Annotated in this window: 29 protein-coding genes and 2 tRNA genes; 14 read left to right on the forward strand and 17 right to left on the reverse strand. The window is 54.2% G+C overall.

Annotated elements, in window-relative coordinates:
* Positions 1-300 precede the first annotated feature (300 nt).
* Positions 301-1,599, forward strand: coding sequence for an asparagine--tRNA ligase (locus tag BA066_00085; protein ID RDD54188.1), 1,299 nt, complete (start codon positions 301-303; stop codon positions 1,597-1,599).
* On the opposite strand, the gene BA066_00090 is transcribed toward BA066_00085, so the two are convergent.
* From BA066_00090 to BA066_00100, 3 genes are read right to left on the reverse strand one after another with little or no spacing between them, the layout of a single operon-like run.
* Entirely contained in the window at positions 1,590-2,246 is a 657-nt protein-coding gene (locus BA066_00090; GenBank protein RDD54189.1) for a hypothetical protein, read from the reverse strand. The two genes, BA066_00085 and BA066_00090, sit on opposite strands and share 10 nt — an antisense overlap.
* On the reverse strand, positions 2,218-3,897 hold the full coding sequence (locus tag BA066_00095; protein RDD54190.1) for a hypothetical protein: 1,680 nt from the start codon (positions 3,895-3,897) through the stop codon (positions 2,218-2,220). Before BA066_00095 ends, BA066_00090 begins: the two co-directional genes overlap by 29 nt.
* Positions 3,878-4,927, reverse strand: coding sequence for an RNA 3'-terminal phosphate cyclase (locus tag BA066_00100; protein ID RDD54191.1), 1,050 nt, complete (start codon positions 4,925-4,927; stop codon positions 3,878-3,880). Before BA066_00100 ends, BA066_00095 begins: the two co-directional genes overlap by 20 nt.
* A 58-nt stretch (positions 4,928-4,985) precedes the next feature.
* Between BA066_00100 and BA066_00105 the strand changes: the two genes are divergently transcribed.
* The gene (locus BA066_00105) at positions 4,986-5,582 is read left to right on the forward strand and encodes a methylated-DNA--[protein]-cysteine S-methyltransferase (GenBank protein RDD54192.1); all 597 of its coding nucleotides are present in this window, start codon (positions 4,986-4,988) and stop codon (positions 5,580-5,582) included.
* On the forward strand, positions 5,579-6,865 hold the full coding sequence (locus BA066_00110; GenBank protein RDD54284.1) for a hypothetical protein: 1,287 nt from the start codon (positions 5,579-5,581) through the stop codon (positions 6,863-6,865). The genes BA066_00105 and BA066_00110 overlap by 4 nt, the downstream gene beginning before the upstream one ends.
* Here BA066_00110 and BA066_00115 read toward each other — a convergent pair.
* The gene (locus BA066_00115; GenBank protein RDD54193.1) at positions 6,850-7,704 is read right to left on the reverse strand and encodes a DUF72 domain-containing protein; all 855 of its coding nucleotides are present in this window, start codon (positions 7,702-7,704) and stop codon (positions 6,850-6,852) included. The genes BA066_00110 and BA066_00115 overlap by 16 nt on opposite strands.
* A gap of 43 nt (positions 7,705-7,747) precedes the next feature.
* Between BA066_00115 and BA066_00120 the strand changes: the two genes are divergently transcribed.
* From BA066_00120 to BA066_00160, 9 genes are all read left to right on the forward strand, one after another.
* Positions 7,748-8,983: a hypothetical protein gene (locus BA066_00120; protein ID RDD54194.1), complete on the forward strand. Its 1,236-nt coding sequence runs from the start codon at positions 7,748-7,750 to the stop codon at positions 8,981-8,983.
* Positions 8,984-8,985: 2 nt separating this feature from the next.
* Complete coding sequence (locus BA066_00125; GenBank protein ID RDD54195.1) at positions 8,986-10,365, forward strand: glycerate kinase; 1,380 nt, start codon at positions 8,986-8,988, stop codon at positions 10,363-10,365.
* 62 nt (positions 10,366-10,427) lie between these two features.
* Complete coding sequence (locus tag BA066_00130) at positions 10,428-10,745, forward strand: TRAM domain-containing protein (GenBank protein ID RDD54196.1); 318 nt, start codon at positions 10,428-10,430, stop codon at positions 10,743-10,745.
* Complete coding sequence (locus BA066_00135) at positions 10,732-11,463, forward strand: hypothetical protein (GenBank protein ID RDD54197.1); 732 nt, start codon at positions 10,732-10,734, stop codon at positions 11,461-11,463. Before BA066_00130 ends, BA066_00135 begins: the two co-directional genes overlap by 14 nt.
* Positions 11,464-11,478: 15 nt before the next feature.
* Positions 11,479-11,889, forward strand: a complete 411-nt coding sequence (locus BA066_00140) for a hypothetical protein (GenBank protein ID RDD54198.1) — start codon at positions 11,479-11,481, stop codon at positions 11,887-11,889.
* A gap of 97 nt (positions 11,890-11,986) precedes the next feature.
* A complete protein-coding gene (locus BA066_00145) occupies positions 11,987-12,235 on the forward strand; it encodes a hypothetical protein (GenBank protein RDD54199.1) in 249 nt (82 codons plus the stop codon).
* Between the two features lie 29 nt (positions 12,236-12,264).
* Positions 12,265-12,338 (forward strand) — tRNA-Pro (locus BA066_00150).
* Between the two features lie 12 nt (positions 12,339-12,350).
* Positions 12,351-12,539: a hypothetical protein gene (locus BA066_00155; protein ID RDD54200.1), complete on the forward strand. Its 189-nt coding sequence runs from the start codon at positions 12,351-12,353 to the stop codon at positions 12,537-12,539.
* Positions 12,536-12,967: a type II toxin-antitoxin system VapC family toxin gene (locus tag BA066_00160; GenBank protein RDD54201.1), complete on the forward strand. Its 432-nt coding sequence runs from the start codon at positions 12,536-12,538 to the stop codon at positions 12,965-12,967. The genes BA066_00155 and BA066_00160 overlap by 4 nt, the downstream gene beginning before the upstream one ends.
* Here the strand turns inward: BA066_00160 and BA066_00165 are convergent.
* From BA066_00165 to BA066_00175, 3 genes are all read right to left on the reverse strand, one after another.
* Positions 12,940-14,280, reverse strand: a complete 1,341-nt coding sequence (locus BA066_00165) for a hypothetical protein (GenBank protein ID RDD54202.1) — start codon at positions 14,278-14,280, stop codon at positions 12,940-12,942. The genes BA066_00160 and BA066_00165 overlap by 28 nt on opposite strands.
* The gene (locus tag BA066_00170) at positions 14,277-15,530 is read right to left on the reverse strand and encodes a hypothetical protein (GenBank protein ID RDD54203.1); all 1,254 of its coding nucleotides are present in this window, start codon (positions 15,528-15,530) and stop codon (positions 14,277-14,279) included. Before BA066_00170 ends, BA066_00165 begins: the two co-directional genes overlap by 4 nt.
* 59 nt (positions 15,531-15,589) lie before the next feature.
* Positions 15,590-15,691 (reverse strand) — tRNA-Met (locus tag BA066_00175).
* A gap of 228 nt (positions 15,692-15,919) precedes the next feature.
* Between BA066_00175 and BA066_00180 the strand changes: the two genes are divergently transcribed.
* Positions 15,920-16,648 (forward strand): hypothetical protein, encoded by a 729-nt coding sequence (locus tag BA066_00180; GenBank protein RDD54204.1) that lies wholly within the window; start codon positions 15,920-15,922, stop codon positions 16,646-16,648.
* Positions 16,649-16,692: 44 nt separating this feature from the next.
* On the opposite strand, the gene BA066_00185 is transcribed toward BA066_00180, so the two are convergent.
* Positions 16,693-17,514 carry a polyprenyl synthetase family protein gene (locus tag BA066_00185; protein ID RDD54205.1) on the reverse strand — a complete coding sequence of 274 codons (822 nt, stop codon included), beginning with the start codon at positions 17,512-17,514 and terminating at the stop codon, positions 16,693-16,695.
* Positions 17,515-17,632: 118 nt separating this feature from the next.
* Between BA066_00185 and BA066_00190 the strand changes: the two genes are divergently transcribed.
* On the forward strand, positions 17,633-18,997 hold the full coding sequence (locus tag BA066_00190) for a nucleotide sugar dehydrogenase (GenBank protein ID RDD54206.1): 1,365 nt from the start codon (positions 17,633-17,635) through the stop codon (positions 18,995-18,997).
* 5 nt (positions 18,998-19,002) lie between these two features.
* Here the strand turns inward: BA066_00190 and BA066_00195 are convergent, their stop codons facing one another.
* The 9 genes from BA066_00195 to BA066_00235 form a co-directional block, all read right to left on the reverse strand.
* Entirely contained in the window at positions 19,003-19,584 is a 582-nt protein-coding gene (locus BA066_00195) for a class II aldolase/adducin family protein (GenBank protein ID RDD54207.1), read from the reverse strand.
* Complete coding sequence (locus BA066_00200; protein ID RDD54208.1) at positions 19,559-20,254, reverse strand: rhomboid family intramembrane serine protease; 696 nt, start codon at positions 20,252-20,254, stop codon at positions 19,559-19,561. Before BA066_00200 ends, BA066_00195 begins: the two co-directional genes overlap by 26 nt.
* A 100-nt stretch (positions 20,255-20,354) precedes the next feature.
* Positions 20,355-20,906 carry a 2-oxoacid:ferredoxin oxidoreductase subunit gamma gene (locus tag BA066_00205; GenBank protein RDD54209.1) on the reverse strand — a complete coding sequence of 184 codons (552 nt, stop codon included), beginning with the start codon at positions 20,904-20,906 and terminating at the stop codon, positions 20,355-20,357.
* The gene (locus BA066_00210) at positions 20,903-21,232 is read right to left on the reverse strand and encodes a 4Fe-4S dicluster domain-containing protein (protein RDD54210.1); all 330 of its coding nucleotides are present in this window, start codon (positions 21,230-21,232) and stop codon (positions 20,903-20,905) included. Before BA066_00210 ends, BA066_00205 begins: the two co-directional genes overlap by 4 nt.
* Positions 21,233-21,236: 4 nt before the next feature.
* Positions 21,237-22,079 carry a 2-oxoacid:ferredoxin oxidoreductase subunit beta gene (locus BA066_00215; GenBank protein ID RDD54285.1) on the reverse strand — a complete coding sequence of 281 codons (843 nt, stop codon included), beginning with the start codon at positions 22,077-22,079 and terminating at the stop codon, positions 21,237-21,239.
* 5 nt (positions 22,080-22,084) lie between these two features.
* Positions 22,085-23,206: a 2-oxoacid:acceptor oxidoreductase subunit alpha gene (locus BA066_00220; GenBank protein RDD54286.1), complete on the reverse strand. Its 1,122-nt coding sequence runs from the start codon at positions 23,204-23,206 to the stop codon at positions 22,085-22,087.
* 66 nt (positions 23,207-23,272) lie between these two features.
* Positions 23,273-23,767 (reverse strand): pantetheine-phosphate adenylyltransferase, encoded by a 495-nt coding sequence (locus BA066_00225; protein ID RDD54211.1) that lies wholly within the window; start codon positions 23,765-23,767, stop codon positions 23,273-23,275.
* Positions 23,722-24,375: a hypothetical protein gene (locus tag BA066_00230; GenBank protein RDD54212.1), complete on the reverse strand. Its 654-nt coding sequence runs from the start codon at positions 24,373-24,375 to the stop codon at positions 23,722-23,724. Before BA066_00230 ends, BA066_00225 begins: the two co-directional genes overlap by 46 nt.
* On the reverse strand, positions 24,376-25,395 hold the full coding sequence (locus tag BA066_00235) for an SIS domain-containing protein (GenBank protein ID RDD54213.1): 1,020 nt from the start codon (positions 25,393-25,395) through the stop codon (positions 24,376-24,378).
* Between the last annotated feature and the right edge of the window lie 34 nt (positions 25,396-25,429).

The raw sequence follows: 25,429 nt of genomic DNA on the forward strand, positions 1-25,429 counted from the left end.
TCCCAGATCGCGCTGGGAATCATCACCTGAATCATCCAATGCAACTTGATCCATTATCGATCGGTAGGCGTCTATCATCTACGTGAGGGGGATCCTCCATGATTAGCGGGAAATGGGGAGTGGTCTCCTAAGAGCGAAGCTCAATAAATCGTGCCTCCGAGACGCCACGACCCCTAATATCCCTGAGACTTCGTTGGAAAATCAGCGATCCGGAGGGGAATCAGGGCGTCAGCACATCCGTCCGGGTGCCCCACCTAACATTTTAATCTCAATGCAGTGCCCTCTCGGTGGTGCGGTGCCATGTGGAAATTCGGCGTTAGGACCCACTACGTCAACGAGTTAAAGGACTTGGAAGATGGTAGCAGCGTTAAGATAGCGGGATGGGTTCAGAGGAAGAGTGAGCTTGGAGGAATAGTTTTCGTGAGGCTCAGGGACTCTTCCGGCTCCGTTCAGGTGGTGGTGAGGGAGGGAGATGTACCAAGGAATGAGCTGGACGCAGCTAGGAATGTGGGCATAGAGGCATCCATCATGGTCGAGGGAACCCTGAGAAGGGATCCAAGATCACCCACCGGGGTGGAGGTGATCGCATCGAGGTTCATCATCGTGGGAGAATCAAAGGACTTCCCGGTGAAGCCGGGAGTCAGTGAGGAGTTTCTACTCGATAACAGACACCTGCAAATAAGGACTACTAAGATGAGAAACGCCCTGCTTATCAGGAAGGAGGTGATGAGGGCTGTTGAGGAGTGGTTCATAAATAACGGCTTCGTGAGGGTGGAAGCTCCCACGTTCGTTGGGGCTGCCGTAGAGGGGGGTGCCACCCTATTCGAGGTACCTTACTTCAACAGGAAGGCTTACCTGACCCAGAGCTCTCAGTTTTATCTTGAGGCAGCCATATTCTCCTTTGAAAACGTCTACACGATACAACCCAGCTTCAGGGCCGAGAAATCCAGGACCAGGAGGCACCTGACCGAGTTCTGGCATGCTGAGGCCGAGATGGCTTGGGCCGATCTGAGAGGGATGATGGATGTCGTCGAGTCTCTCGTGAAGTACATCGTTGAGAAGGTTGTGGAGAGGGCTTCAGAACCCTTGGAGGCGCTGGGGAGGAGGATAGAACCGATAAAGGAGAGGTTTCCTAGGATAACTTACGACGAGGCGGTGGAATTGGCTAGGAGGAAGGGCGTCGACATAGAGTGGGGGGAAGACTTCGGCACGGATGTTGAGAGGGTCATATCCCTTGAGTTCGACACCCCCGTTTTCGTCACGCATTATCCGAAGAAGGCCAAAGCCTTCTATCATAAGCAGGATCCTGAGAGACCTGAGGTCGTTCTTTGTGCTGATTTACTGGCCCCTGAGGGAATAGGTGAGATAGTGGGAGGCGGTCAGAGGATAGAGAGGGAGGAGGAACTGGTGGGAAGGATACTGGAGGAGGGGTTTAACCCGGAGGACTACAAGTGGTACATCGACCTCAGGAGGTACGGGAGCGTACCTCACTCGGGGTTCGGCTTGGGTATAGAGAGGACTATAAGATGGATAGGAGGCCTTCCTCACATAAGGGATGCGATACCGTTCCCAAGAACCCCAACGAGACTTTACCCCTGATCCTCAAGCTTTGTCTCCCTCTCATAAACGAACGGGGAGTTCAACACACTCCTGAGCTTTCTGGCCTTCGCCTCCCCTATTACGCTTCTCAGTCTGGAGAAATCGGCGTTGAAGATCTCTTTTAAGCTCCTGAACTCGCTCATGAGCTTTTCAGCGGACCTGGGTCCTATGGAGGGGAAACTCAGGAGGACTGAATAGGCCTCCTCGAATGCCTTGGGCCTCCTCTTCCTCCTAACGGGTATCGTTGATGGTCTTTCTCCCTCAACCTTCCTAGCGAGATATACTAGGAAAGCGGCCGTCTCCTCCTGATCCCTCAGGTGTATAACGGAAACCCCCCTCAGGGAGAGGTAAGCCAGTGCTCCGAGGTAGTGCGGCCTGGCCCTCTCATCGATCCTGAAGGAGTTCTCTATGAGGACGATTGTTGTGTCACAGCAGGACCTCATCTCCTCAACCTGATCGAACAATCTGCTATCATATATAGATCTCAAGAAGTCCTCCAATGTCTTCCTCTCGATGCAGACATTCATACCTATCAAGTAATCCGCAACGTCGATCCTCTTCCTCTCGACTAGCGCACCTTTCCTCCTCAGGAGTCTCTCGATGACCTCAGGCTCCCTGTCATCCATCACTATCCTCAATCTCCTCATCTCCCAGCCAGAGATTCCTTATCTCTCTGATGAGCAGGCGGGCCTCTCTGCCATAATCCGCGAACTCCATCTCATCCAGAATCAACTTAACTAGCCCCGTTTCCGTATAGGTGGCCCTCCCCCTGACTATCACCTCCCTCCCCAGCATCCTGCCTGATAGCTCGTCCGTGGGCACGGAGTGACTCGCTTGACCGAGCTCATCGGCCCTCAAGAGAACCTCCCTCGTACTCATTCCAAGTATCCTCTCGGCCTTATCTCCGAAAGCGACCACTCTAGCTACCCCGGTGCCATCGTCTAACGTCAGGGTCAGGTAGAGGAGTGGCTTGGCTTCCTCTATCCTCCCGCAGTTCGGGCAGCTATAGCCTCCGTACTCGTAAGAGACTCTGGACCCGCAGGTAGGGCAGTGCCAGGAGATCCTAGCCTCATCGGAAACCCCTACTACTGTTCCCCTGAACTCTCTGAATCCATCCGAGGACTCCCCTATAGGAACCCTCTTGTACTTCACGCTCTTGGCCAGCGCCTCTATCGAGGGTCTTAGCCCCCTGCCCAGCACCTCCAGAACCTCTAAAGTTCCCGATCTACTTAAGGATAGCAAATCATCATATCTCCTGAAAACGGGGCCCACCCTGACTATGAATGGGGGGTTGAGCCCCTCGATCACGTCCACCAGATCGCTCCAAACCCTCAGCACCTCGAGCTCACCATCCACTTCGATCAGGAGATCTGAAAATTTTTTACCTAATATCGATGTTTCTGTTGGAAATTTATACAAAACGGTCGCGGTTATCGTCTCAGCACTCCCGCCCGCCACCTCGACCCTGCTCCTCGGGGTGGAGTGCAGCTCCACCCCATCCTCCTTGGCGACAACCCTGAAGTTCCTTAAGGTGATGGAGTCACCGGGCTTCAAGCTCTCCGAGAGGTAGGCCTTATCTCCCCATAGAACAGCTCTCACAGAAATTCCATCCTCTCCCTGAATCAAGAGGGAGCTTCTCCTTCCCCTAACCCCATCTCCCCTTATGAATTCGGATACCGGGAATACCCTGACGATGGTGCCCCTGAAGTCAACCTCCTCTCCCTCCCTCCCGTAGACTTCCCCAACGTTGGTGATGACGTCCTCGGGCAGCGGAGGTCCCCTCTCCAGAATATCTATCTTCGAGTCGGAGTCCAGGTGGACCACCGGCCTGCCTCCCCTGCTGGAGACCCTGGCGTTGCTTATCAGAAGTAGATCTCCCTCCCTGATGAGACCTTCCTTGACCATGTCCACCAGTCCCTCTGACCAGATCACCAGATCCACTTGCCCATTATCATCGGAGATCCTTAGTTCCGCTCTCTCCGACCTCTCCCCGCTCTTGTTCACGTACTCTATGACTCCGTAAACCTTGACCACCCTCCCCCTAATTGAAGCCCTTCTCATGCCGGGCACGAGCCTGTCAAGTCTGATCGTTGGTTTCACACCGCTCTCCGGTGGAGAGAACTCGCTCACCCCGAGGTCTGACGCAAGTAGGGAGAGGGCGCCATCAGGCTTGATAAGACCACCCATCTCCTCTATATACTCCTTAACCCTCTCCAATACATCCTCCAAATCCATTCCGGTTCTCTCAGCGAGGTAGCGGGCCCTCCTCATGAAGTCCTCATCGTAGCTCGAGCCCAACGCCCTCGACCTCCACCACGCTGGGTCTGTCAAGCCCCCCTTCAACGTTGTACCTCACGGGAAGGAACCTCTCAACGAGCCAAATGTTGCTCTCAGCATGTCTAGTCAGCTTGGATATCCCTATCCTCGATGCGCCCCTGGCTATCGCTAGATAGGGTATTATCATATCACCCGTGTGATTATCGAAGGCCATCCCGGTCCTCAGTTCACCTAAGAGCTTCAAGGCAGCATTCCTTCCGACGACCTCACTCGGTTTACCCCTCTCACCCAACTCGTCTGCCCCTACTCGCGGATTCGAGTCGCTCCAAAGGACGATGCCTGCTCCTGGTCCTAAGTGATCGTCCTCGTGCCATTCCTCCTCTATTTCAACTGAGAACCCCTCATTCCTCAAGACCTCCGCCGCTGACCTGGATATCCTCTCAACCACGCTTCTAGGGAGCTTCACGGCATGGCATCTTCCTGAGATCCGGCTGAAGTTCTCCCTCTCCACCTTCCGGATCGGGCTGAGCTCGGATGGCCTCACGCGGAGCTCGACGATCCCTCCTCCCTTGGGATAGTGACCCCTCCTCAGGATCCTCAGCTCGGCCCTTGCGCCTAGAAGCGAGAGGTTAGGAAGGAATACATTGCTCATGTAATCTATGGGTGGCGCCATGGGGACGTCGGTACCTCCCTTTATCCTCAGGACGGTCTCCCCCTCGGAGGTCAGGCAGACGGGTAGCACCGCTTGGATTATCAAGCTAACGCTACCCGCGGTCCCTATGTCTATCTCAAACGAGCCACTGAGCTTTCTCCTGGGGATGAACCTCACCCTGAGGGATCCCACGCTATCACCTTCCACCAAGGCGTCCGTGAGCCTAGCAAGGGCCCTCACCGCGTTAAGGTGCTGCGGCCTCAGACCAGGATTTGATCTCTTAACCCTTATGTTGAACACCTCCACGGGTCTCATGGTCATGGAGGAAAGAGCGATGGCGTACCTCAGTAGTGATCCTCCTCCCTCACCGTAGCTCCCATCTATCCTAACGAACTCCATACACTAGAATATCCCTAGCTCCATTTATATTAGTGCACCGCCCGCTCCCATTCCGGGTGTGGGCACGGAGGTAGTCTTCTGGATCTTTGAAGTGGGAGGGAAGTTCATAGGGATTGCCAAGAGGGGGGAGCTCCTTTACTGCAACACGATACCACTCGGGAGCGAAGGGGAGGCCGAGGAGGATCTCGCGAGCAACTGCAGGGGCGCCTGGGGTGCGCTCAGGATGGTGAGAGGGAGGATCGAGGATGAGGCATTGGCTAGGGAGATATACTCGCTCTACTCAGGCGAGCCCAGGAGTTCACTGAGGGTGAACTTCGCGATCCACCCGAACAAGAGGTTTCAGGATGCCCTCAAAATGATGTCACTAATCCCGAGGGGGGTGTTCACCACATATGGCGAGCTAGCGAGGGCGCTGAACACCTCCCCGAGGGTCATCGGGTCCTACGCTGCTAGGAATCCGTACCCTCTACTCATACCCTGCCACAGGATCGTCAGGGGGGACATGGGAGTGGGAGGCTACGGTTACGGGACTGAGCTAAAAGCCAGGCTTCTGATGATGGAGGGTGTGGAGGTGGATCTGAAGAGTATGAGGGTGAACCCTGATAAGCTTATCAGAGCTGAGGGGCTAATCGCGCTTGGGAGGTGTGTGCATTGATAGCCCAACCCAAACCGGTCTTCGCCTCCGACTTCGGAACTTCCTACTACAAGTTCGGTCCCTGGTGGCTGATGAAGACGGGTCCGAACGTGGTTGAGAACAGGGGATACTTTCCCAAGATATCCAAGGTTTCGGCCGAGGTCAGGGGCATAACGGCCAAGGAGGTGGTGGTCGGCGAGGAAGTGGCGGAGTACTTGGAGTCTAGGGCTGATCTGGCGAGGCTCTACTATCCCATGAGGAATGGGATCATAGAGAGGAACGATCAAAGGGGATGGAGGGTGGTGAAGGAGCTGGTGAGATATGGATTACTCAAGTATCATCCTGGGAGAACGGATACGACTGGGCTCCCATTCTCCGGATTCCTAGTGGTGGCGGCGCTCGCGGCGCAGGCCCCCACTTACATGTACGAGAGATTTTTCGAGATACACGAGGAGGTGAACTCGGAGGAGGGTGGAAATCTGGTGAGGGCCGTCACTATAATCCCCCAACCGCTGGCTGTGGCCATAGCCGAGAAGGCGGTGGCCTGCATGGTGGTTGAGGCGGGCCATGGGAACACTCAGATCACGCCGATAAGCAGGGACGTGATAAGGGCGGCCCTGATACCGCTCAACAGGGGAGGAAGCGACTCCGATAGGATAACTGCTCAGATACTGAAGGACCTCGGGTATCCGGATCTGGCCAGGGAGGAGAAGTTCGTCAGGATGTTCAAGGAGATGGTCGGTCTCCTACCGCTGGACTTGGATAAGGCAATCTCCTGGGCGAAGGATCATCCGGGTGCGCTGCAGTCCACCTTCAGGATTCCCGGAACCACGGTGGAGGTGGAGATGGGTGATAAGGCATGGCAGAGGTTCCTGATAGGGGAGTTCTTCTTCAACCCGGCGCACGAGCTTTTCGAGAGCTATTACACGAGGGGTTTCGTATCGCCTAGGGACACGCTGGTCGGCGGTGAGGTCATCCCAGGGAATGTGACGCTGGCCGAGGCGATCAGGCTCTCGATATCGAAGGTACCGGTGGAGCTTCAGACGTCCATCGCTAAGAGGGTGATCCTCTCAGGAGGAGCCTTTAACTGGAGCGTCCCAAAGGGGCTGGAGGGGATTGCGGCAGATTCCCCGACTAAGTTGAAGCACATGCTGAGATCCGTGGGCCTCGACGTTGAGCCTAAGTTGGTGTCTGATCCTCAGTTCAGCGTTTGGAGGGGCTCCATAGTGTATGGGATGGCCGTGAGTGAGGAGATAGCGTGGGACTGGTCCAAAATGGAGGGCTGGTATCACATAGGCAGGTGATGCTCCAACATGTACTTGAAGGCCCTGGCGTTCTCGAGGCTGAAGTAGGAGTTGTTGAAGAGCACGTAATTACTCTCAGCGGCATTCCGTTTCACGATGTCCATCAGCCTCAGGAGCTCCTCCTCTGAATAATTGTGGCTGTAGATGATCCTTTTCCCCTTCCTTGACCCATGAAGCCTGTAGTACCTGAATCTCCCATAGACAGGAGATTCGTAGAGCGGATCCACCACGTGAGTGATGCCCAACTCCTCCAGTATCCTCCTGAACTCCTCCCTCCTGAGCCAGCTCTCATCCCTGATCTCCCACCCCACCATAAGGGCCCCCTCCTTTACGGATCTGAAGAACTCCAGGGAGTTCCTCACGTTCTCATCGCTGGCTTTGAATGAAGGTGGGCTCTGAAACACCACTAGGCTAGAGTTTAGCTCCCTTAAAATCTCCCTGAACTTTTCCCATGACTCTAGATTCTTTCCAGTGGGTTTAAGTGATCCATACTCGCTGTCGGGAGGGACGCCGGACTTCCTCCATATCGCGCTCGATGGGCTATGCGTGAAGACCATCCAAGCCTTCACCGCGAACTCGAAGGAATCCCTTCCAACATCTCTCCTCCACCTCCTGACGGTCTCCACACTCGGCAGCTTGTAGAATGTATCCTGAACCTCCACCAGATCAAATATCTCAGCATATTTCCTCTTGGATATCTGGAAACCGCAGCAGCCGACCTTGAAGACGGAGCCTCCCACCCGGGTCCCGGGATCAGCAGCTGGGCATGAAAAATTAACTTTTCCGTCGGATAGCTTACGCGGATCGGGTGAGCGTGCTGCAGCTCCACCTTGGGGCATTCACCCCCTCACCATTTTATCCTCACGCTGAAACGGGCTGGTGATGGAGGTGGTTAGGCTAGAGGGTAGAGAGGGCATCTTGGTGAGGACCCCGGTCAGCATAAGGGTTCTCTCAGGGGAAGCAGAGGTTTGGGGTGCGCCCTTCAGCAAGCTGGATCTCGAGCAGGAGGCGATGGATGTGCTGGTAACCGCTAAGGGAAGCGCTGAGCTTGAGATCAGTAAAAAAGATTACCTCAAAGTGGGAGATCCCGTCCCGGAGTGGTGGGAAGATCTGATAGACAGGATATCCGGCAAGACGGTCATATTCATAGGGAGAACAGATTCCGGAAAGAGCTCCTCAATACTGTATCTCTCCAACAAGCTGATCTCGAGGGGTGAAAGGGTATCGCTGGTGGACTCTGATATAGGTCAGTCGGACCTCGGCCCTCCTGGGGTCATCTCCTCAGTCAACTTGGAGAACCAAGTCCATCAGGTGAAGATGCTGGAGCCGGAGTTCATGTACTTCATAGGTGACAAGAGCCCCAGGGGGCATCTACTTCAGATGCTAATGGGTGTTCGAGAGGCCGTCAGTAGCGTGAGGGGAAGGACCGTCCTCATAAACACCACGGGCTTCGTTGACGGTGCCGCGGCCAGGGTGCTCAAGAGGTGTAAGATCGAGGCCACTGACCCGGAGTTGGTGGTCATAATAGAGAGATCCGAGGGGGAGCTGGAGCACTTGGCGCGCACCGTCCCCAGGGGTTCGGAGGTGATCAGGGTTAGCTCACCGGTTAGGGATGTTCTCAAGGACAGGAGCTACAGGATCCTCTCTCGGAGAGCATCCTTAAGGAGGTACTTGAAGGATGGATTCGTCAGGGAGATTGAGATAGATGATGTAGATCTTGAGAACACTTTCCTACTCACCGGCAGGGAAAAGAGTGAGTATTCCTCATTCCTAGGTGATCTGCTGGGAAGTAATGTGATATGGGTTGAGGAGGCCCCTGACATGTTGTTAATATTGACTGAGGGTCACTTCGACAGGGCTAAGGTGAGGAAGTTGGAGGATCTCCTGAAGAAGGAGGTTAGGTGCGCGCCAAAGGTGTTCTATGAGGATCTCTACGTCGGTTTGAAGTCCGGAGGGAGATGCGCAGGGGTGGGCATCCTGAAATCCCTAGATCTAAGGAACAGAAGAGCTACCGTTCTGACTAAATATCGCGGCGAGGTGGACTGCATATCGCTGGGGTTCATGAGGGTGACGGAGGAGGGTGATGAGTTGGGTGTCAGGGAGGTAGATTCCCCTTGAGCGTGTCATACATAAAGAATGTAGAGGAGTTGACTATGAATGGAATTTCCCAAAAGGATAGAAATGCAAGGAGATCTCTACTTCTATCTCTAGATAGAGCAATAGCTTCCGCGGACCCCTACAAGTCCGTCTCCAGCAGGTTCTCGGAGAGATCGATATTCCAGATGACCACTTCGATAGAGCTGGATGGCTTCAGGAGGATATTCGTGGTGGGTGCTGGAAAGGCCAGCGGGATGATGGCGAAGGCCGTGGAGGATAGATTAGGGGAGAGCATATCGGAGGGCTGGGTTAACGTTCCGGCTAAGACCGAGAGGATGATTAGTCTCTCTAAGATAAGGCTGAACCCGGCAGGTCATCCGATTCCGGATGAGGGGAGCGTCAGGGGGGCCAAGGAGATCCTCAGGATAGCCTCCACGGCAGGCAAGGATGATCTGGTGATAGTGCTGATCTCCGGCGGGGGATCGGCCCTCATGGAGTACCCCATGGAGGGGATAAGCCTGGAGGACCTGAGGGAGATGAACAGATTGCTGGTCCTGAGCGGGGCTGACATCAAGGAGATAAACACCGTAAGGAAGCACGTGTCCATGATCAAGGGAGGGAGACTTGCTGAGGCCGCTTATCCAGCCACAGTGGTCTCCCTGATAATATCTGATGTCATAGGGGATCCATTGGACACGATAGCCTCGGGCCCGACTGCTCCCGATGAAACTACGTTCCAGGATGCATGGGACGTTCTGAAAAACTACTCTTTAGTTGAAAAAATGCCCAGCTCTATCGTGAAAGTTATAAGGGATGGCATGGATGGAAGAATCCCCGAGACTCCGAAGCCCGGAGACCCAATATTCGATGATGTGACCAACATAATAGTTGCCAACAACATGAAGGCAATACAGGCGGCTGAGGGGTTCCTCCGGAGCCTGGGTTACAACACGCTGCTTCTGGGGTCCAGAATTCAAGGGGAGGCCAGGCATGTGGGTAAGATGATGGCCGGACTGGCGGCATCGATAAAGAACGAGGGTATCCCGATATCGCCTCCTGCGGCCATCCTCATGGGAGGGGAGACCACGGTGACTGTGACAGGAAGCGGAATAGGTGGGAGAAATCAGGAGCTTGTCCTAGGTGCCGTCAGGCATGTCGCTGGACTCGATGGTGTGGCGATAGCCTCCATAGGGACCGATGGGGTAGACGGTCTTTCTGACGCTGCCGGTGCCATATGCGACGGTCACACGCTTGAGAGAGCCCTGAAGGAAGGACTGAAACCCGAAGAATACCTCAGGAACAACGATTCCTACACCTTCTTCTCTTGGTTGGGTGATACCATAATGACGGGGCCCACCCTAACCAACGTCATGGACGTCATGGGCATAGTTGTGGAGGACTGATCGGAGCCATTTTTAAGTGAGACGCGTGATGATAGTCAGAGTTCCTGAAGCTGGGGAAGTTCATGCCTAGGAGGAATCCGAGGGAAGAGAGGAGTTCTAAGGGATGGAAGGGTGTGAAGGGGAGGAAGGGAAGAGAGGACCTCTACCATCAAGTGGGGATGGATAGGCCGAGCAGGAGCGCTCAATCGCTGAAGCCAGGGGATACAATAGATGTGTTGGTGAGGTCGATCAACAGGAGGGGTGAGGGCGAGGGACTCTACGAGGGAAGGCAGGTCATAATATCGGGTGCCCCGGATCCGGGGCTAGTGGTGAGGGCTAGGGTCAGGAAGATCGCCGAGGGTAAAATATTCGCAGAGCTAGTGGAAGATGAGAGGGAATGATAGAAAAGACCTGTGGGGCTTAGTGAGGACGTTGAAGGAGATAGGGCTCTCGGAGTATGAAGCTAAGATACTTGCGCGCCTCAGCTTGAGCAGGGAGCCCTTGAGGGTGGCTGATCTGAGCTCGCTAACAGGCGTCCCTCGCACAAAGGTTTACCCGGTGATCTCCTCGCTGGAGAGGGGGGGACTCGTTAGGGTACATGGAGGGAGGCCTATCAAAATCTCCGCACCTCCGCCCAGCGAGCTGGCTTCCCTGCTAGCTGAGAGGATCCTCTCAGAGACTTCAACCAAGCTATCATTGCTGGACGTCCTCTTCAGGCTCAACCTGACGGAGGGGCTCTGGGTGGTGGAGAGATCCACGATACCGGTGAGGGGAGAAAGGACAATAAGCAGAATATCTTCAACTATAATTATGGGTGCTAGGGAAAAAATAAACATAATTTTAAGTGAGAGGAACATCTATTTACTTCCAAAGAGGCTTCCGAACATAGTGAGCGCCGTCGTGGAGAGTCCATCCACACACTCAGCCCTAGGGATCCCGAGGGCCCGCTGCAGGATAGTGGGGAAGCACAGCGTGTTCATGGTCCTAAGCGAGAGCGCATGTATATTCAGCGACGAGGGGCTCAATAGCGGGATCTTCACATCAGAGGAAAGTCTGCTATCAGCCTTCTCCGATCTATTCAAAGGGCTTTACGCTTCAGGGGTCATCCCACCGAGGTAAGGATTAAATGGCAGGTTGGATGGGGACAGGGGGGTTGCTTTGAGCCCGGAGGAAGAGGGCTACGAGTGGGAACTGGAATTGCTCAGGGTTAGCTCCCTGCTCGACCTACTGAGGCTGGCGGCATCCTCCAACTCCGTCTCTGTGCTGGTGGAGTTCTGGAGCGACACCCTCAAGGGGAGGGTTATAGGGACATTCGCCAACAACTACGGGATAACGAAGCCCGATGTTTTCTCATTCACCGTCTACGACGGGAAGGAAGAAGGTAACTTCCTAGTTTACAGGGCGGACGAGACCGGAGAGCGATATGAGTTCTTGGAGGGGTTGTCCTCAGATAAGATAACCTTTCCCGTGATAAAGCTCTTCAAGGAGCCCTATTGGTTCTCGGAGAGGTTGAGATCGAGCGGGATGGCGGATGACGCGGAATAAGTGGTTATTAATTTTCTTTATGTCAATGTTAATATTATCTGCTTTAATCCTCAGCTATAAAGGAGTTAATAAAATTCACTCAAATGTCAGGGCTCGCATGGAGTGTCACGGTGGAATCGCCTACATAACCCTGGAGAATGAGGGGGATGCCTGCAGGATCTACTACGTCACGGTCACGGAGGGGGATGACATAGTGGAGATGCTGGAGCTCAACAGGATTTTGGATAGGGGGAAGAGCGTCCTGGAGCTGAATATAACTGATGAGAGGTACAAGGTCTCGATAGTACTTGACAGAGGTGTCATCGGCGGTCTTTCATGCGGTTCAAGCGGGCGATCCCAACCGTAGAGCTTTTATTTACTCCCAGTCCAGCTGGCGGGGCCGTGGTCTAGCTAGGTAGGATGCCGGCCTCGGGAGCCGGAGGTCCCGGGTTCAAATCCCGGCGGCCCCATCGGGTGAAGGAATGAGGGTAGTTATCTTGAGAGGAGGGAGGGTTCAAGGGAAGATACTTAAGGACGGGATTTACCTGTTAGAAGTAAAGGGGGAGAAGCTGGTGCTATCGCCCCTGAAGTTCCCCTCCTCCTCTAGGTTAGGGCTCGACATGACGCCCGAGGATGTGAATCAGGCGGTAAGGAGGGGCGCCACCCTTTGAGGATCAGGAGGGCTGTGATAGACACTAATGTGATAATATACGCTTACTTCGAGGATTCAAAGTATCACAAGGAGGCCAGGAAGATACTTCGCTCCTTGAAGGAATGGATAGTACCCTTCATAGTCATAGTGGAGCTTTTCTGGTTTTCCAGAGGAGCTAACTTAAATGAGAAATCAAGGAAGGGCCTTTTAATGTTCCTTCTATCGAATCCGAGGGTGAAGATATCTCACAATCAGCTGGAGGAATTGATGGAGTCCGTGATGGTGGAGGATCCGCTGGAGTTCGAGGATGAGCTCATCCTCCAGCAGGCTGAGAGGGAGCGAGTCCCAATAGTTACATTTGACCGCTACCTGGCTGAGAGGGCCAGGAGCAGGGGCTTGGAGGTCATACCAAGCGTGGATCAGGACACTAGGGAGAGCAGCACATAGTAAATGTTTGTGAATGAGGCTAGTACGGCTAGTATGATGAATCCGACCCTCATGAACTCCGAGAACCTGAACCCGTACCTCTCCCTCAGGACGGAGTACGCGACCAAAGAGGGGACTGAGGCTATGGGTGTGGCTATCCCTCCCAGACCGACCGAGATCACCAAGACCCACCAGAGGATTTCGGAGCCGGTCAGGCCAACGAGCTCGTCTAGAGCTGGTATCATGATCGCCGTGTATGGTATGTTGTCGACGAAAGCAGATGCGAGCGAGGATATCCAGGTGATCAGTGTGATCAGAAGGACCTCATTATCATGAGTGAACGAGAAGATCGTTTGAGTCAGTATGTGAAGAACTCCCACCCTCTCCAGAGCTCCAGAGAACACCAAGATGCTTCCCAAGAATATCAAAAGGTCCCAGTTCACCTCCCTGAGGATCACGGCCATGGAATCTCCCCCTACCATCAGCAGGAACACCGCGCCGTAAAGCGCTGCAGATGAAGGCTTGATCCCCGTGAGGTCCTCAAGGAAGAAGAGTAGGATCACGGTGATCAACGTGGGAATACCAGCGAGCAGCAACCTACTGTTTTTGACGATGGGACCAGCATCTACAGAGGCGGCGCTCTCTATTCGCATTCCTAAGTGCTCCCTGAACATGATGGCTATGACGCCCAGGGAGATCAGGTAATTCAGCAAGGCAGGTGGCAGCGCGTTACGAACGAACTGGCTGAAGTGAGTCCCCAGGTGAGAGGATATCATGATGTTAGGTGGATCCCCCACCGGGGTGGCTAGACCGCCGATGTTCGATGAGACAGCCAGCGTGATAAGAGCGGGTATGGGATTCAATCTCAGGGTCTCACATATCTCCATGGCTATCGGGACGATGACCAAGATCAAAGTCGCATTGGGTAAGAGAGCCGAGAGGAAGAACGTGAGGAGGGATAGGACTACGATCAGCTGGTAGAACCTCTTCATCCTCAGTGAGATCAAGACTCGCGATATTATTGAGAGGAAACCGGCCTCCCTGAGGGACTCAACTATCACCATCATCCCGAAGAGGAGTCCCAGGACGTCGAAGTCCAGGTAGCGCACCATGTCCTCGCTGCTCAATATACCTAGGTACCAGATAACGGCCAGGCTCGCTAGGGAGAGCACCGTCCTGTGCCTGTACTCAAATGCCAGCATGAAGAAGAGAGCTATAAACACGAGGATTGCCTGAATCTGCTTGTTATCAAGTCCCGTGTAAATTTTAATCGGGAAATACATGATCAGGAGGGTGATTAAGAAAAATGGGACCGCTAAGTGTCTTTTCATCATTCATCACCCAGTATCGAGAGGATGCCGTATGCTAGCGGTATCACGGGACTCACAGCTAGGGTGGTGATGTAGAGGAACTTGGCGGGACTGATCCTGATGTTGTACCTCTCCCTGATCGTCCTTAAAGCGATCAAGTTAGCTATGGATCCCCAGGGGGTGAGCGCGGATCCTATCGTTGTCCCGATTATGAGGGCCCACCACGTCCCCCTGCTGGCGTTGAGCTCCCGTAGAGTGGGGTAGAGTATCGCCACGGCCTCCGCATCGTCTATGAGTGTGGAGAGCCCTATCGACGCAAGGTATACGTTCAGCCTAGTGTCCATGCCGCTAACCCATTCGAGCAGGATCCTGAATCCCCCAAAATCACTTATAATCTCAGTCACTAGGAGTAGGCTACCCAAGTAAACGATAGAAGCCCAATCGACATCCATGAAGACTTTAGATATCCTCTCCCCGCCTAAGAATAGCAGGAATATCGCGGTTACGCCTAAGGCCAAGCTCTCATCCGTTCCCAGTCTCCTGGAGAGGGGTAGCAAGGTTAACATGAGGGTCATAGAGAACAGCCCGAAGATGAGGTAGGATTTATCGTGCTCCTCCCGTGAGTCCGGCTCCATTCCCACCTCTAGGACGCAGCTGGGGCGTCCCCTCCTCACCAGCCTGAGCAGGAGGATCGATAGCGAGGTCAGCGTGGATATTATTGAGATGGGCGCTGCGACCGTCATGAAATCCAAGAAGCCTATTCCCGCATTGACGCTGACTATCACGTTGGACACGTCCCCTATGAGGGTGGCCATGGAGCCCAGGTTCGAGGAGATCACCAAGGAGATCATCAATTCCACCGGATCGAACTCGGGAATGCAGGCAGTCAGGCTCGCAGCAGTCAGCATCATGTAGGACAGGACTAGGGTATTGTTCAGCAAAGCCGAGAGCAGCGCTGTCAGGATGTTCAGAACTATGAAAATCGTGGTGGGGGACCTGATCTTCCTGAGGATCTTCCGGGAGGAGAGCTCGAAGAATCTCCCCTTCTTCAGGAGCGCCGAGAGGACCTCCAGGCCGAAGATTGCCACAACAACCTTAAGGACGTTAAGCTTCTCTGTGAAAAATTCCTCCAGATTAACCGAATATATGCTGGTCACGAACGCTAGGGCCACTATGAATACCAAAGCCTTCTTCTGAGGTTTGAGCGAAGATATCAGCAGGGCCGCGGCCAGCACGGATAGCCCGAGGAGATTTTGTGAAGCTGCCTGAAGCATCGTGTTGAACCCAATCACCCACGCGGGTATCACAATAAATATAATGATTTCATGTCATGTGGCGGGGCCGGGATTTGAACCCGGGACCTCCGGATGTCCCAGCGGCGCCGTGGCCCTATGCCTATGAGTCCGGCGCTCAAACCAGGCTGAGCTACCCCGCCACCCGCTGGCTTGACCCATCACAGATTATATAAATGTTTCAGGGGGGCTCAGTGTGAGCTGGGAACTACATCCCGATCTTTCGTTGATGTTCGTCCCTATCATCGCCCCCCACAGTCGGAACCATCATGGAGAATTAAACGTTTTCGCCCACGCCATCGGCAGGGAGCACCATCAAGAGCCACCTGGAAACTTTTTATTGGACCGAAATCCCTTCCTCAGGGGATCCAATGGGATTCGAGATAGAGGAGACCACGCCTGCTGAGGAACACCCTTATTCGTTCAGGGACTATATCATGCAGCCCCTGAAGCTATCCAACAGGATCTTCCTAGCGATCGTATCTTCCCCCAAGCTGAGATACTGGTTCCTTGCCACATTGTTGGGCTCAATATTCACCGCGATCGGTAGCTGGTCCGTCATGAACAGGCTGATCATAGATGTGAGGTTCTCAGGAGAGATTCCCGAGGGAGCCCGAGAGCTGGTGAAAAGCATGATAGAGTTCAGCGTCAGGAATCCCCTTATGATATTCCTCAACTCCCTCGTAGGGGAGTTCCTAACGAGCCTCATCTCCGGCCTCGCGATATTCTTGATAGCTAGGTCCCTGGCGGGTAAGGGTGGCTTCTCCTCCGGTATCATGGTGGCCGGCTTAAGGGCGCTTCCGTCAATGACATACGGGGTACTCCTGGCCCTTATAGGACTCTCCATGCCAGAGGTGGAGTGGAAAATAGAGATAGGACCTCAGATGGGTCCATCCGGATTTAAGACAAATATCCCATGGGAAGTGTTCCTGCAAGATTCCCTTCTGCAGCTCGTGATCTCCGTCTGGTTCTTAATGGTGCTTCTGGCATGCTACACGAGGGGCTATGGGATGACGAGGAGCAGGGCCGCGGCAGCCTCTCTGCTCACCTGGATCGTGACGAACATATTCCTGATAATTGGAATATTCTCTTATATCTGAACCGAAATCGAAAATTTTTTAATGATAATTTCCCTGAGATCTGCTCATTCCTCCCTCTCGACGGAGTACCTGACCAGTCCCTCGAGTATCTCCTTCTGCGGGGAGTCGGGGATCCGCCCGAGCATGGTTATGGCTCTCTCGGCGAAGCTCATCGCTAGGCCTGAGAGGTGATTCCGAATCTCTTCCCCAGCGAGGAGGCGGGTGAGCTCGCCTCTCTCACCCCAATCGATTAGATCATCCTTTATCTGATAAGCCAGTCCCAGATAGAGGCCGTAAGATCCCATGCTCTCTATAACCTCCTCCTTCTCGGCTATCAATGCTCCCAACGATGATGCGGCCCGGAAGAGGGAGGCTGTCTTGTATTCCAGCACCCTCAGGTAGTCATCCAAGCTTATGGGAACCCCCCTCCTGAGGAGGGCCACCTCCATCATCTCCCCTATTGACATGAGCTTGGTGGTCTCGGATATAATCTTCCCCACCCTCCTGTCTTCGTAGCCATTGGCTATCTCCAAGACCAGGGAGAGTATGAAATCGGCCACCAGTATAGCCATCTCAGTCCCATGCTTAACGTGGAACGAGGGAAGTCCCCTCCTTAAGCTGCTGCCATCTATCACATCGTCGTGTATCAGCGAGGCCAGATGTATCAGCTCCACCGCAGCCGCAGCCGGCTCGGGATCGCCCCCTCCGCCTGCCGCCTCGTTGACCACTAGGAGTAAGGCCGGTCTTATCCGCTTACCTCCCCTTGTGAACTCGATCAACGGTTCCGCGAAGGGATTCCCGGAGTTCTCCTCCAGGATCCTCAATAGGACTGAGTCTGCTCTCCTGATGTATGGTTCGAGTGAGGCCTTAAGCTCATCCCTCCTTATTTTTCCTCACCTGGGCGGAGGCCCCTTACCACCCTATAATTTTTATCTCCCATCCCAAATTCCGATTTTTGAAATAACACGTTTAACCTGGGATTCGGGAGGAGTGACCATGCCAGTAATGGATCTAAGCCCCTCCCAACTGAGGAGAGATCTGCGCAATGGCAAGATAACGGTCTCCGTCTACGGCGTAGGGCACGTTGGTGCCTCCATATTGGCTGCCTGGTTGCTGGCCGGCGCCAGGGGGATAGGTGTTGATCTGGACGAGTCGAAGGTGAGGACCTTGGATGGAGGAGAGTCTCCCGTGAACGAGCCATGCCTCACAGATGTCTTCAGAAGGGCTAAGAGGGAGGGAAGGCTCTCCGCTACCACGGATGGGAAGCTAGCTTCAGCTGAATCAGACGTTAAGATAATAGCGGTACCTTCCCTCCTAAATGAGGATGGGGAGCCGGATCTATCGGCGATAAGGTCAGCTGCTGAATCCATAGCCTCAGGTCTCAAGAGAGGGGATCTAGTGATATTGGAGAGCAGCGTCCCTCCCGGAACGACGAGGTTCTTCTTGAGACCCATACTCGAGGAGGGAAGCGGTTTATCCGCCGGCAGGGACTTCGGTCTAGCCTACAGTCCTGAGAGGATATCCGAGGGCAGGGCCCTGAGGGACATAGTAGAGTCCTACCCTAAGGTGATCGGTGGTGTGGATGAGAGGAGCGCTGAGGTGGCATCGGCCCTCTACTCTGCTGTGGCCAAGAGGGGGGTGATAAGGGTGTCCAGTGACATCGTTGCGGAATTCGAGAAGCTGGCGGAGGGGGTTTACAGGGACGTCAACATAGCCTTGGCGAACGAACTGGCCATGCTTTGCAGGGAGCTCGGGATAGACTATGAGGAGGTGGCCAGGGCAGCGAACAGCCAGCCCTATTCGAACCTTCATAGGCCGGGGACCGGAGTAGGGGGATTATGCATCCCCATATACCCTAGATTCCTCCTGTGGAAGGCCAGATCGATGGGAGTGGACCTGAGGCTCCCTTCAATCAGTAGGATGATAAACGAGCAGATGCCCCGAAGGGTAGCGGAGCTCGTGAGGGAGGGGATCTCTAGGATGGGTCTGAGGGATCCCAAGGTAGCTGTTTTGGGGCTTTCCTTCAGGGGAGACATAGGGGACCCCAGGCTCTCACCCACCTACGAGCTGGTTAAGGAGCTCCTCTCCATGGGCCTCAGGGACATAAAGGTTCACGATCCCTTCATAGAGGAGGATGAGAAGCTCTCCTCCATGGGCGTGACCCTAACCAAGGATCTGGAACAGGCGATCTCAGGGGCTGGAGTGGTCGTGATAGCTACGGATCATAGTGTTTACAGGATGAGCTTGAGTGAGCTCCTCTCGATGGGCAAGGATGTCAAGGTGATAGTGGATGGCAGGGACGTGCTGGAGGTGGACGAGGTCCCCACCGGAAGAGCTTACGTCGGAATAGGGAGGCCTTGGAGACCCTGATCCACTCACTCTAGGATGCCACTTATCAGGGATACCGCTAACGTCTCGATAAGGGATTCCATCGCAGCCAGAGCCTTCCAGTGATTCTCAGCCACAACTACAGCACCATGTCTCTCGATCAGCACCGCATTGGACCCTCTTAAGGCATCGCTGACCAAGGATGCCAGCTCCCATGTTCCGAAGGGCCTCCAGGGAACAACTCTCACTTCCCTGAGCAGTTTGATGGACTCCTCGGTCATGAGATTCCTAAGATTGCTTAGCGGCGCTCCCTTGATGGAGTAGGCTATGGCCAAGGGATGGTGGCAATGCAGAACAGATCTGACGTCCTCTCTGACCTTGTATATCATGACGTGCATCCTCCATTCGGTGCTGGGAGTGCCCTCACCCCTTATCACCTCACCCTCCTCGCTTATCATCAGGATGTCCTCTCCCCTGAGCCTCCCCTTGAACTTACCGGAGGGCGTTATGAGGAGACCCTGGGCCACCCTGAGGCTTGCGTTCCCTCCTCCACCGGTAGTCAGCCCCTTGATGTAGGCCAGTCTCATGACCTCCGCCAGCTCCTCAGCCAGAATCTCCAAGTCCTCCAAGAAGGTCCCTCCTCAGGTGACCGACCCTGCCCCTGTAAGGGAGGGCTAAAACCATGCCCACTAGGAAACCTCCTATGTGCGCCCAGTAAGCCACACCCGTGGCCTCCCCGAGCAGGAGCCCGGGAATTAGCTGGAGCACGAACCAAAATCCTATGAAGTACTTAGCTGAGATGGGTCTAAGCGTAGCTAGGTACCAGGTGAATATCAGCGTGATCACCCTGGCCCTTGGATAGAGCAGCAGGTAAGCCCCTAGAACTCCGCTTATCGCTCCGGAAGCCCCTATGGCGGGGACGTCCATGGGCATGCCCGTGAGCTTCGATACCATCGCATGGATCATGTTGGCGAATGCTCCGGAGAGGAGGTAGAAGGAGATGTAATTTAGATGTCCGAAGGCGGCCTCCACGTTATCCCCGAATATGAATAGGTAGAGCATGTTGCCTAGTAAGTGGATCCACCCTCCATGGAGGAACATCGACGTGATCATCCTGTGCGCATTGATCAGGGGCTCCTCGACCAGGAGGGAGGGGATGAATCCGTAGTCATTTATCAGGAATCGCATCACCCTAGGATCCGATATCTCAATGAGGAATATCGCAATGTTGGTCGCTATTATGGAGTAATTCACGAGGGGCCTAACGCGACTTGAGTTCTCATCCTTCAGTGGTAGCAAACTATCCTCCCGGGCTCAGCTGACCCTCTTAAGGGCCACTAAAGCCCTCTTGCCGAACACTCATCATAGCCCAAAAAATGATGGCCCCTCGAGAATTAAACTATTGCCTCATCAAGAGCCTCGCTATCTCGAACCCTCTCTCAACTGCTTTGGAGTTTATTTCGAAGAATTGCGGCCTTACTGTGCTTTTTATTGCCTCCTTCAGATTTTCTGGTGATACGATCCCGGAGATGGCGGAGAAGATGCCAAGCATCAGCATGTTAGTGACGAGCCTGTCCCCGAGCTTCTCAGCCTCATCCGTGGCCGGGACTTTGTAAAGTATCTTTACTTTATTTTCTATTGGATCAAAGAATCTTATCATAGTTGAGTCAGCTATCACAACAGTCTTCCCAAACTGATATCTCGGGGCCAGCGTGTTGAGTGAGTGCTGATTCATCACTATCCAGTAATCGGGGTTCAGGACCTTCGGGTAGTCCACCTCCTCGTCGGAGATGACAACTTCCGATCTGGTGGACCCCAGCCTAGCTTCGGGCCCGTACGTGTAAGTTGATGAGGCGTAGTAGTTTCCTAGGACCGCCGCCTGCGTGAGCACGGCACCAGCCACGACAACCCCTTGGCCACCGAAACCCGATATGATGACCTCTATCCTCATAGCCACCACACACCCCTAGCTATTATCTCATCCCTCTTCCTCAGCCTATCGAACCATATTCTCTCGTACTTCTCCTCAACCTCGAGGATCCTCCTCTCCTCATCATCGTCCACTATGACCTGTATGGCGAAGTCTGGGCAATATATTTCGCACAATCTGCAGGCTCTGCACTGCTCTATCTTGGCGGCATAGGGCTTCCTTATCCCCCTCCAGTTCCTCTCCTCCTTTATCTCAAGAACCCCCCAGGGACAGGCCCATATGCAGAGGTAGCACCCCTTGCAAAGCTTATCGCTCACGGCTATCTGCTTCACCTTGACTGCGGACATGCGATCACCTCCTGATCTTTTCCCTCAGGATCTTGAGCCTTTCCGTGTACTCCATGACCTCCGGCCTATGTAAAAACTCCCCCACGATTATCTTTCCCCTGAGCTCCTCGGGGCTCTTCGAACTCGCGACTCCGATGGGCACCGAGTTCTCCTTGAACCACTGCATGATCTCCCTAGGATCCGACTTGCCCAGCACGTACCTGCCCATGAACGTGGGACATTGGGATATTATCTCGATCAGTGAGAACCCCTTATGCTTGATAGCCTTCTTTATGCTGTTCTTAGCCTGCATCACGTGATATGTGGTCCATCTAGCTAAGTAAGTTGCTCCGGCAGCTTTCATCAGCTCCATCAGGTTGAAGTTGGGCTCTATGTTTCCGTAGGGGGAAGTCTGGGTGATCGCGCCCTCCGGCGTGGTGGGGGCCACCTGGCCGCCGGTCAGGGAATAGACCATGTTAGTGATCACTATCACCGTCAGGCCGATGTTCCTCCTCGCGGCATGGATCAGGTGATTTCCCCCTATGGCCATGGAATCACCATCTCCCATTATGACTACTACGTTGAGCTCAGGTCTGGCTAACTTTACGGCTGTCGCGAAGGGCAGGGCCCTACCATGTAGGGTGTGCGCAACATCACTCCTGAAGTAGAGGGGCGTCCATCCGGAGCACCCTATGCCGCTCACGAACACGGTCTTTCTCCACTCCTCCTCTCCAAGTTCCTCGAAGGCCATGAGGATCATCCTCTCCACTATGCCTATGCCGCAGCCCGAGCAGAAGGCGTGAGGCATTAGCTCAGTTCTCATGTACTTTTTAGCCAATATATGCTCGAATCCCTCCTCCTGGATCATTGAGATCACCTCGCTGCGAGCTTTATAGCTGATAATATCTCATCCGGGTTGTGGAGGACCCCTCCCACCTTGGGAACGGATATGACCTCACACCTCCCCTTGGAGGCCCTCTCGACCTCCCTCACGATCTTGCCCATGTTCATCTCGGGAACCACAATCGCCTTCACCCTCTCTGAGAGATCCTCTATCAGCTTATCATGGAAGGGCCACAGCGTTATCAACCTGAGCATTCCAACCTTGATTCCCAAGCCTCTAGCGTCTTTGATGGCTCTGAGGGAGGATCTGGCTGCGGATCCATAGGTCACTACCGCGATGTCCGCATCGTCCAGCTCCCTCTCCTCATGCATAGCTATTTTATCGACGTTCCTCTCTATCTTGTAATAGATCCTCTTTATCTTCCTCTCAGCTATCGGTTGCCCCATGCCTATCCTGTGACCGAACTCATCATGCATGACGCTCTCAACTATCACGTTATATCCGTCCCCTAAAGCTGGCATCGGGCTCACCCACTCACCGGGCTCGGGCAGGTAAGGGATGAAGTCCGTGGGCGGCACTGAGGGCCTCCTCCTCTCCACGATCTCTATCTCCTCCGGAGGTGGTATCCTTATGGGCTCCCTTATGTGGGCGATCACCTCATCCGATAGTATGATCACGGGGTTCCTGTAAATCTCGGATAGGTTAAAGGCTCTTATGGCGAGATCGAACATCTCCTGGGAGCTCCAAGGGGCCAAAGCTATTATCGCATAATCCCCGTGACTCCCCCATCTGGCCTGCATGACGTCCCCTTGCGATGGCAGGGTCACCAGGCCTGTTGATGGACCTCCTCTCATGACGTTCACGACCACTATTGGCGTTTCCGTTATCACAGCGTATCCCAATCCCTCCTGCATCAAAGAGAACCCGGGTCCGCTCGTGGCGGTCATCGACTTCAGGCCAGCCCATGAGGCCCCTATTATCGCAATTATCGAGGCCAGCTCATCCTCCATCTGTATGAATATCCCTCCGACCTTGGGCAACCGATTCGACATCCTCTCGGCGATCTCCGTTGAAGGGGTTATTGGATAACCGGCGAAGAAGCGACATCCGGCCATGATGGAGCCCTCAACTAGGGCATCATAACCCGTCATCAGGCGCAGCTCTCCTCTTGACAATCAGCAGCACCCCCATGAGAGGCCATATGCCAATTGAAAAATTTAACGGATTGGAGTGAGAAGCCTCCCCTCAGGATCTATCTCCCCTCTCCTTATCCTGCTCGATGAGATTGGCTTCCCGTCCTCAGCGAGCAATAGGGGAAGCACCACTATTTTAAGCTCCCTCAATCCCCTCATCCTCCTTCTCTCGTTAACAAGTAGGGCCCCCTCGTAGCTCTCGGTCGATACCACTATGACGTCCGCTTCCTCCGCGCTCTCCGCTGGGCCTACAGGGTCAAAAATTTTAACAATTTCGTAGGGGACTCCCTCGCGCTCTAGGAACTCCCTGAGCGCCCTCTCCCTCTCCTCGAAGGGTAACACCTTGTCAGCCAGGGGCTTGCGCTCTATCAAGGGGCCATCCGCCAACCCGATGATGAGGCTCCGGGCGATGCTGCAGGCCAGGCTGAGAAGCTCCCTATGACCCTTGTGGAGTCTGTCGAAGGTTCCCCCCACTATAGCCTTTCTAAAAGGTTTTCCACAATTTCTCTCAATCTCCAAGTTTCATCCTCCCTCGTGAGCTCTCCCTCCTCGAGCACCTCTATCTTGTTGTCCATCAACCTGACCAGATACTTGACGCGAGACCTCCTCGCAGCCTCATAGTTCTCGGCGCTCCAAACGACAAATATCATCTCCTCAGGCCTGTATCCGGCTGAAAAAACATCTTCTAGTGAGATCTCCTTCCCCACCCATATGTGATGCACCGCGTGATGGATCCCCAGCCTGAGCACCTTCTCCCACTCCTTGACGGGATTGCCGCGTGATATGACGCCAACTCTGAACCCCCTGTCCCTCGCGCTGACTATGATCTCCATGACCCCAGGCAGGGGTCTCAGGAAGGCTCTCTTGACATCATGATACGCTATAACCCCAGCTGCTATGACCCTGTGATCCTTCCTGAGTCCCAGCCTCTCCATCATCTCATCGAAGTGGAACGGATAGTCCTCCCCCTTCTCCCTAACGACCTCCATAAGTGCTCCAAGCGCCCTCTCATGATCCACGGGTAGACCGGCCTCTCTCATCGCAGTTATCGCCCATTCCCTAGCTATGGCCTTCAGGAGCTTCGAGTTGTAAAGCACGTTATCCAACTCCATCAAGAGGAGCCTCATTCACTTCACCACCTTCGTGAGTTTCTCGGGCTTATCCGGGTCCAGCCCCCTTAAAAGGGATACCTCTAGGGAGAGGAGCTGCATGGGGACCACAGCCACTATCGGAGAGAGTTCGTAGCTCACCTCAGCGATTGGCACCTCGCCTCCTGGATCCACCCTTATCAACTCTCCTCCTAAGGCTCTTATCCTCTGGATAACATCCTCCAAGCCGGATCCCCCTATCAGTATGACCGGAGTTCCCTCGGCCACTAGCTGAATGGGACCATGTAGGAACTCCCTCGCGGAGTAGCCGACGTAGTGAAGGTTGGCGGTCTCCCTCAATTTGAGGGCCGACTCGAGCGCCGTCGGGTAGTTGGGACCCCTCCCCAAGATGAAGCCAAACTCCCTGTCCTTCAAACGATCAGCCCATGCTTTCACAAAAAACATGACATAAGCTAGCATATCCCTCATTAAATTTGGCACTCTTATCAGTTCGTCCCTCAATTCCCTAACGTCTCTTCCCCTCGCATCAGCCAGCTCCGTCGCTAGAAGGAAGGAGGCTGCCAACTGGGTTGTGTAAGTCTTCGTGGCAGCTATAGCCCTCTCCTCCCCTGCTCTCGTCAATATCGATGCGTCAGAGATCTCATGAAGAGTGCTTTTTGGTGTGTTAGTTATCGCTATGACGGGAGATCCCGATGAGATCCTTCTGAAAGTCTCCACGGCGATTAGGACATCCTTGCTCTCCCCGCTCTGGGAGAGGGCTATGAGGGCGGAGTCGCGGACATCATGAGGGATCCACTCGGGAAGCTCCGAGGCCTGTATGGCAGTAGATCTGATGCCCGCTATCCTCATCAGAGCCCTACTGAGCACGAGGGAGGCGTGAAAGCTGGATCCGCTGCCTGTGACGTAGATGAAGGAGGTGCTAAGGTAATCTAAAGCCCTTCTAACGTCTCCCAGGGATTCCCTTAAGGTTCTCTCGACGACTTCCGGCTGTTCGTATATCTCGGCCCTCATGTAGGCCCCTGGTTCCTTCAGTATCATCGACAGAACCTCCCAGGGATCGGATTAAATTAAT

Source organism: Candidatus Korarchaeota archaeon NZ13-K (genome assembly GCA_003344655.1).
Taxonomy (GTDB): Archaea; Korarchaeota; Korarchaeia; order Korarchaeales; family Korarchaeaceae; genus Korarchaeum.

Coding starts and splice junctions, on each gene's coding strand:
- BA066_00155 (RDD54200.1), top strand. CDS start 12,351: ATGAGGGTAGTTATCTTGAGAGGAGGGAGGGTTCAAGGGAAGATACTT.
- BA066_00100 (RDD54191.1), bottom strand. CDS start 4,927: ATGGAGTTCGTTAGGATAGATGGGAGCTACGGTGAGGGAGGAGGATCA.
- BA066_00170 (RDD54203.1), bottom strand. CDS start 15,530: ATGCTTCAGGCAGCTTCACAAAATCTCCTCGGGCTATCCGTGCTGGCC.
- BA066_00230 (RDD54212.1), bottom strand. CDS start 24,375: ATGAGGCTCCTCTTGATGGAGTTGGATAACGTGCTTTACAACTCGAAG.
- BA066_00085 (RDD54188.1), top strand. CDS start 301: ATGTGGAAATTCGGCGTTAGGACCCACTACGTCAACGAGTTAAAGGAC.
- BA066_00220 (RDD54286.1), bottom strand. CDS start 23,206: ATGACGGGTTATGATGCCCTAGTTGAGGGCTCCATCATGGCCGGATGT.
- BA066_00120 (RDD54194.1), top strand. CDS start 7,748: ATGGAGGTGGTTAGGCTAGAGGGTAGAGAGGGCATCTTGGTGAGGACC.
- BA066_00115 (RDD54193.1), bottom strand. CDS start 7,704: ATGCCCCAAGGTGGAGCTGCAGCACGCTCACCCGATCCGCGTAAGCTA.
- BA066_00090 (RDD54189.1), bottom strand. CDS start 2,246: ATGAGGAGATTGAGGATAGTGATGGATGACAGGGAGCCTGAGGTCATC.
- BA066_00215 (RDD54285.1), bottom strand. CDS start 22,079: ATGATCCAGGAGGAGGGATTCGAGCATATATTGGCTAAAAAGTACATG.
- BA066_00145 (RDD54199.1), top strand. CDS start 11,987: ATGGAGTGTCACGGTGGAATCGCCTACATAACCCTGGAGAATGAGGGG.
- BA066_00190 (RDD54206.1), top strand. CDS start 17,633: ATGGATCTAAGCCCCTCCCAACTGAGGAGAGATCTGCGCAATGGCAAG.
- BA066_00205 (RDD54209.1), bottom strand. CDS start 20,906: ATGAGGATAGAGGTCATCATATCGGGTTTCGGTGGCCAAGGGGTTGTC.
- BA066_00135 (RDD54197.1), top strand. CDS start 10,732: ATGAGAGGGAATGATAGAAAAGACCTGTGGGGCTTAGTGAGGACGTTG.
- BA066_00130 (RDD54196.1), top strand. CDS start 10,428: ATGCCTAGGAGGAATCCGAGGGAAGAGAGGAGTTCTAAGGGATGGAAG.
- BA066_00165 (RDD54202.1), bottom strand. CDS start 14,280: ATGATGAAAAGACACTTAGCGGTCCCATTTTTCTTAATCACCCTCCTG.
- BA066_00235 (RDD54213.1), bottom strand. CDS start 25,395: ATGATACTGAAGGAACCAGGGGCCTACATGAGGGCCGAGATATACGAA.
- BA066_00210 (RDD54210.1), bottom strand. CDS start 21,232: ATGTCCGCAGTCAAGGTGAAGCAGATAGCCGTGAGCGATAAGCTTTGC.
- BA066_00180 (RDD54204.1), top strand. CDS start 15,920: ATGGGATTCGAGATAGAGGAGACCACGCCTGCTGAGGAACACCCTTAT.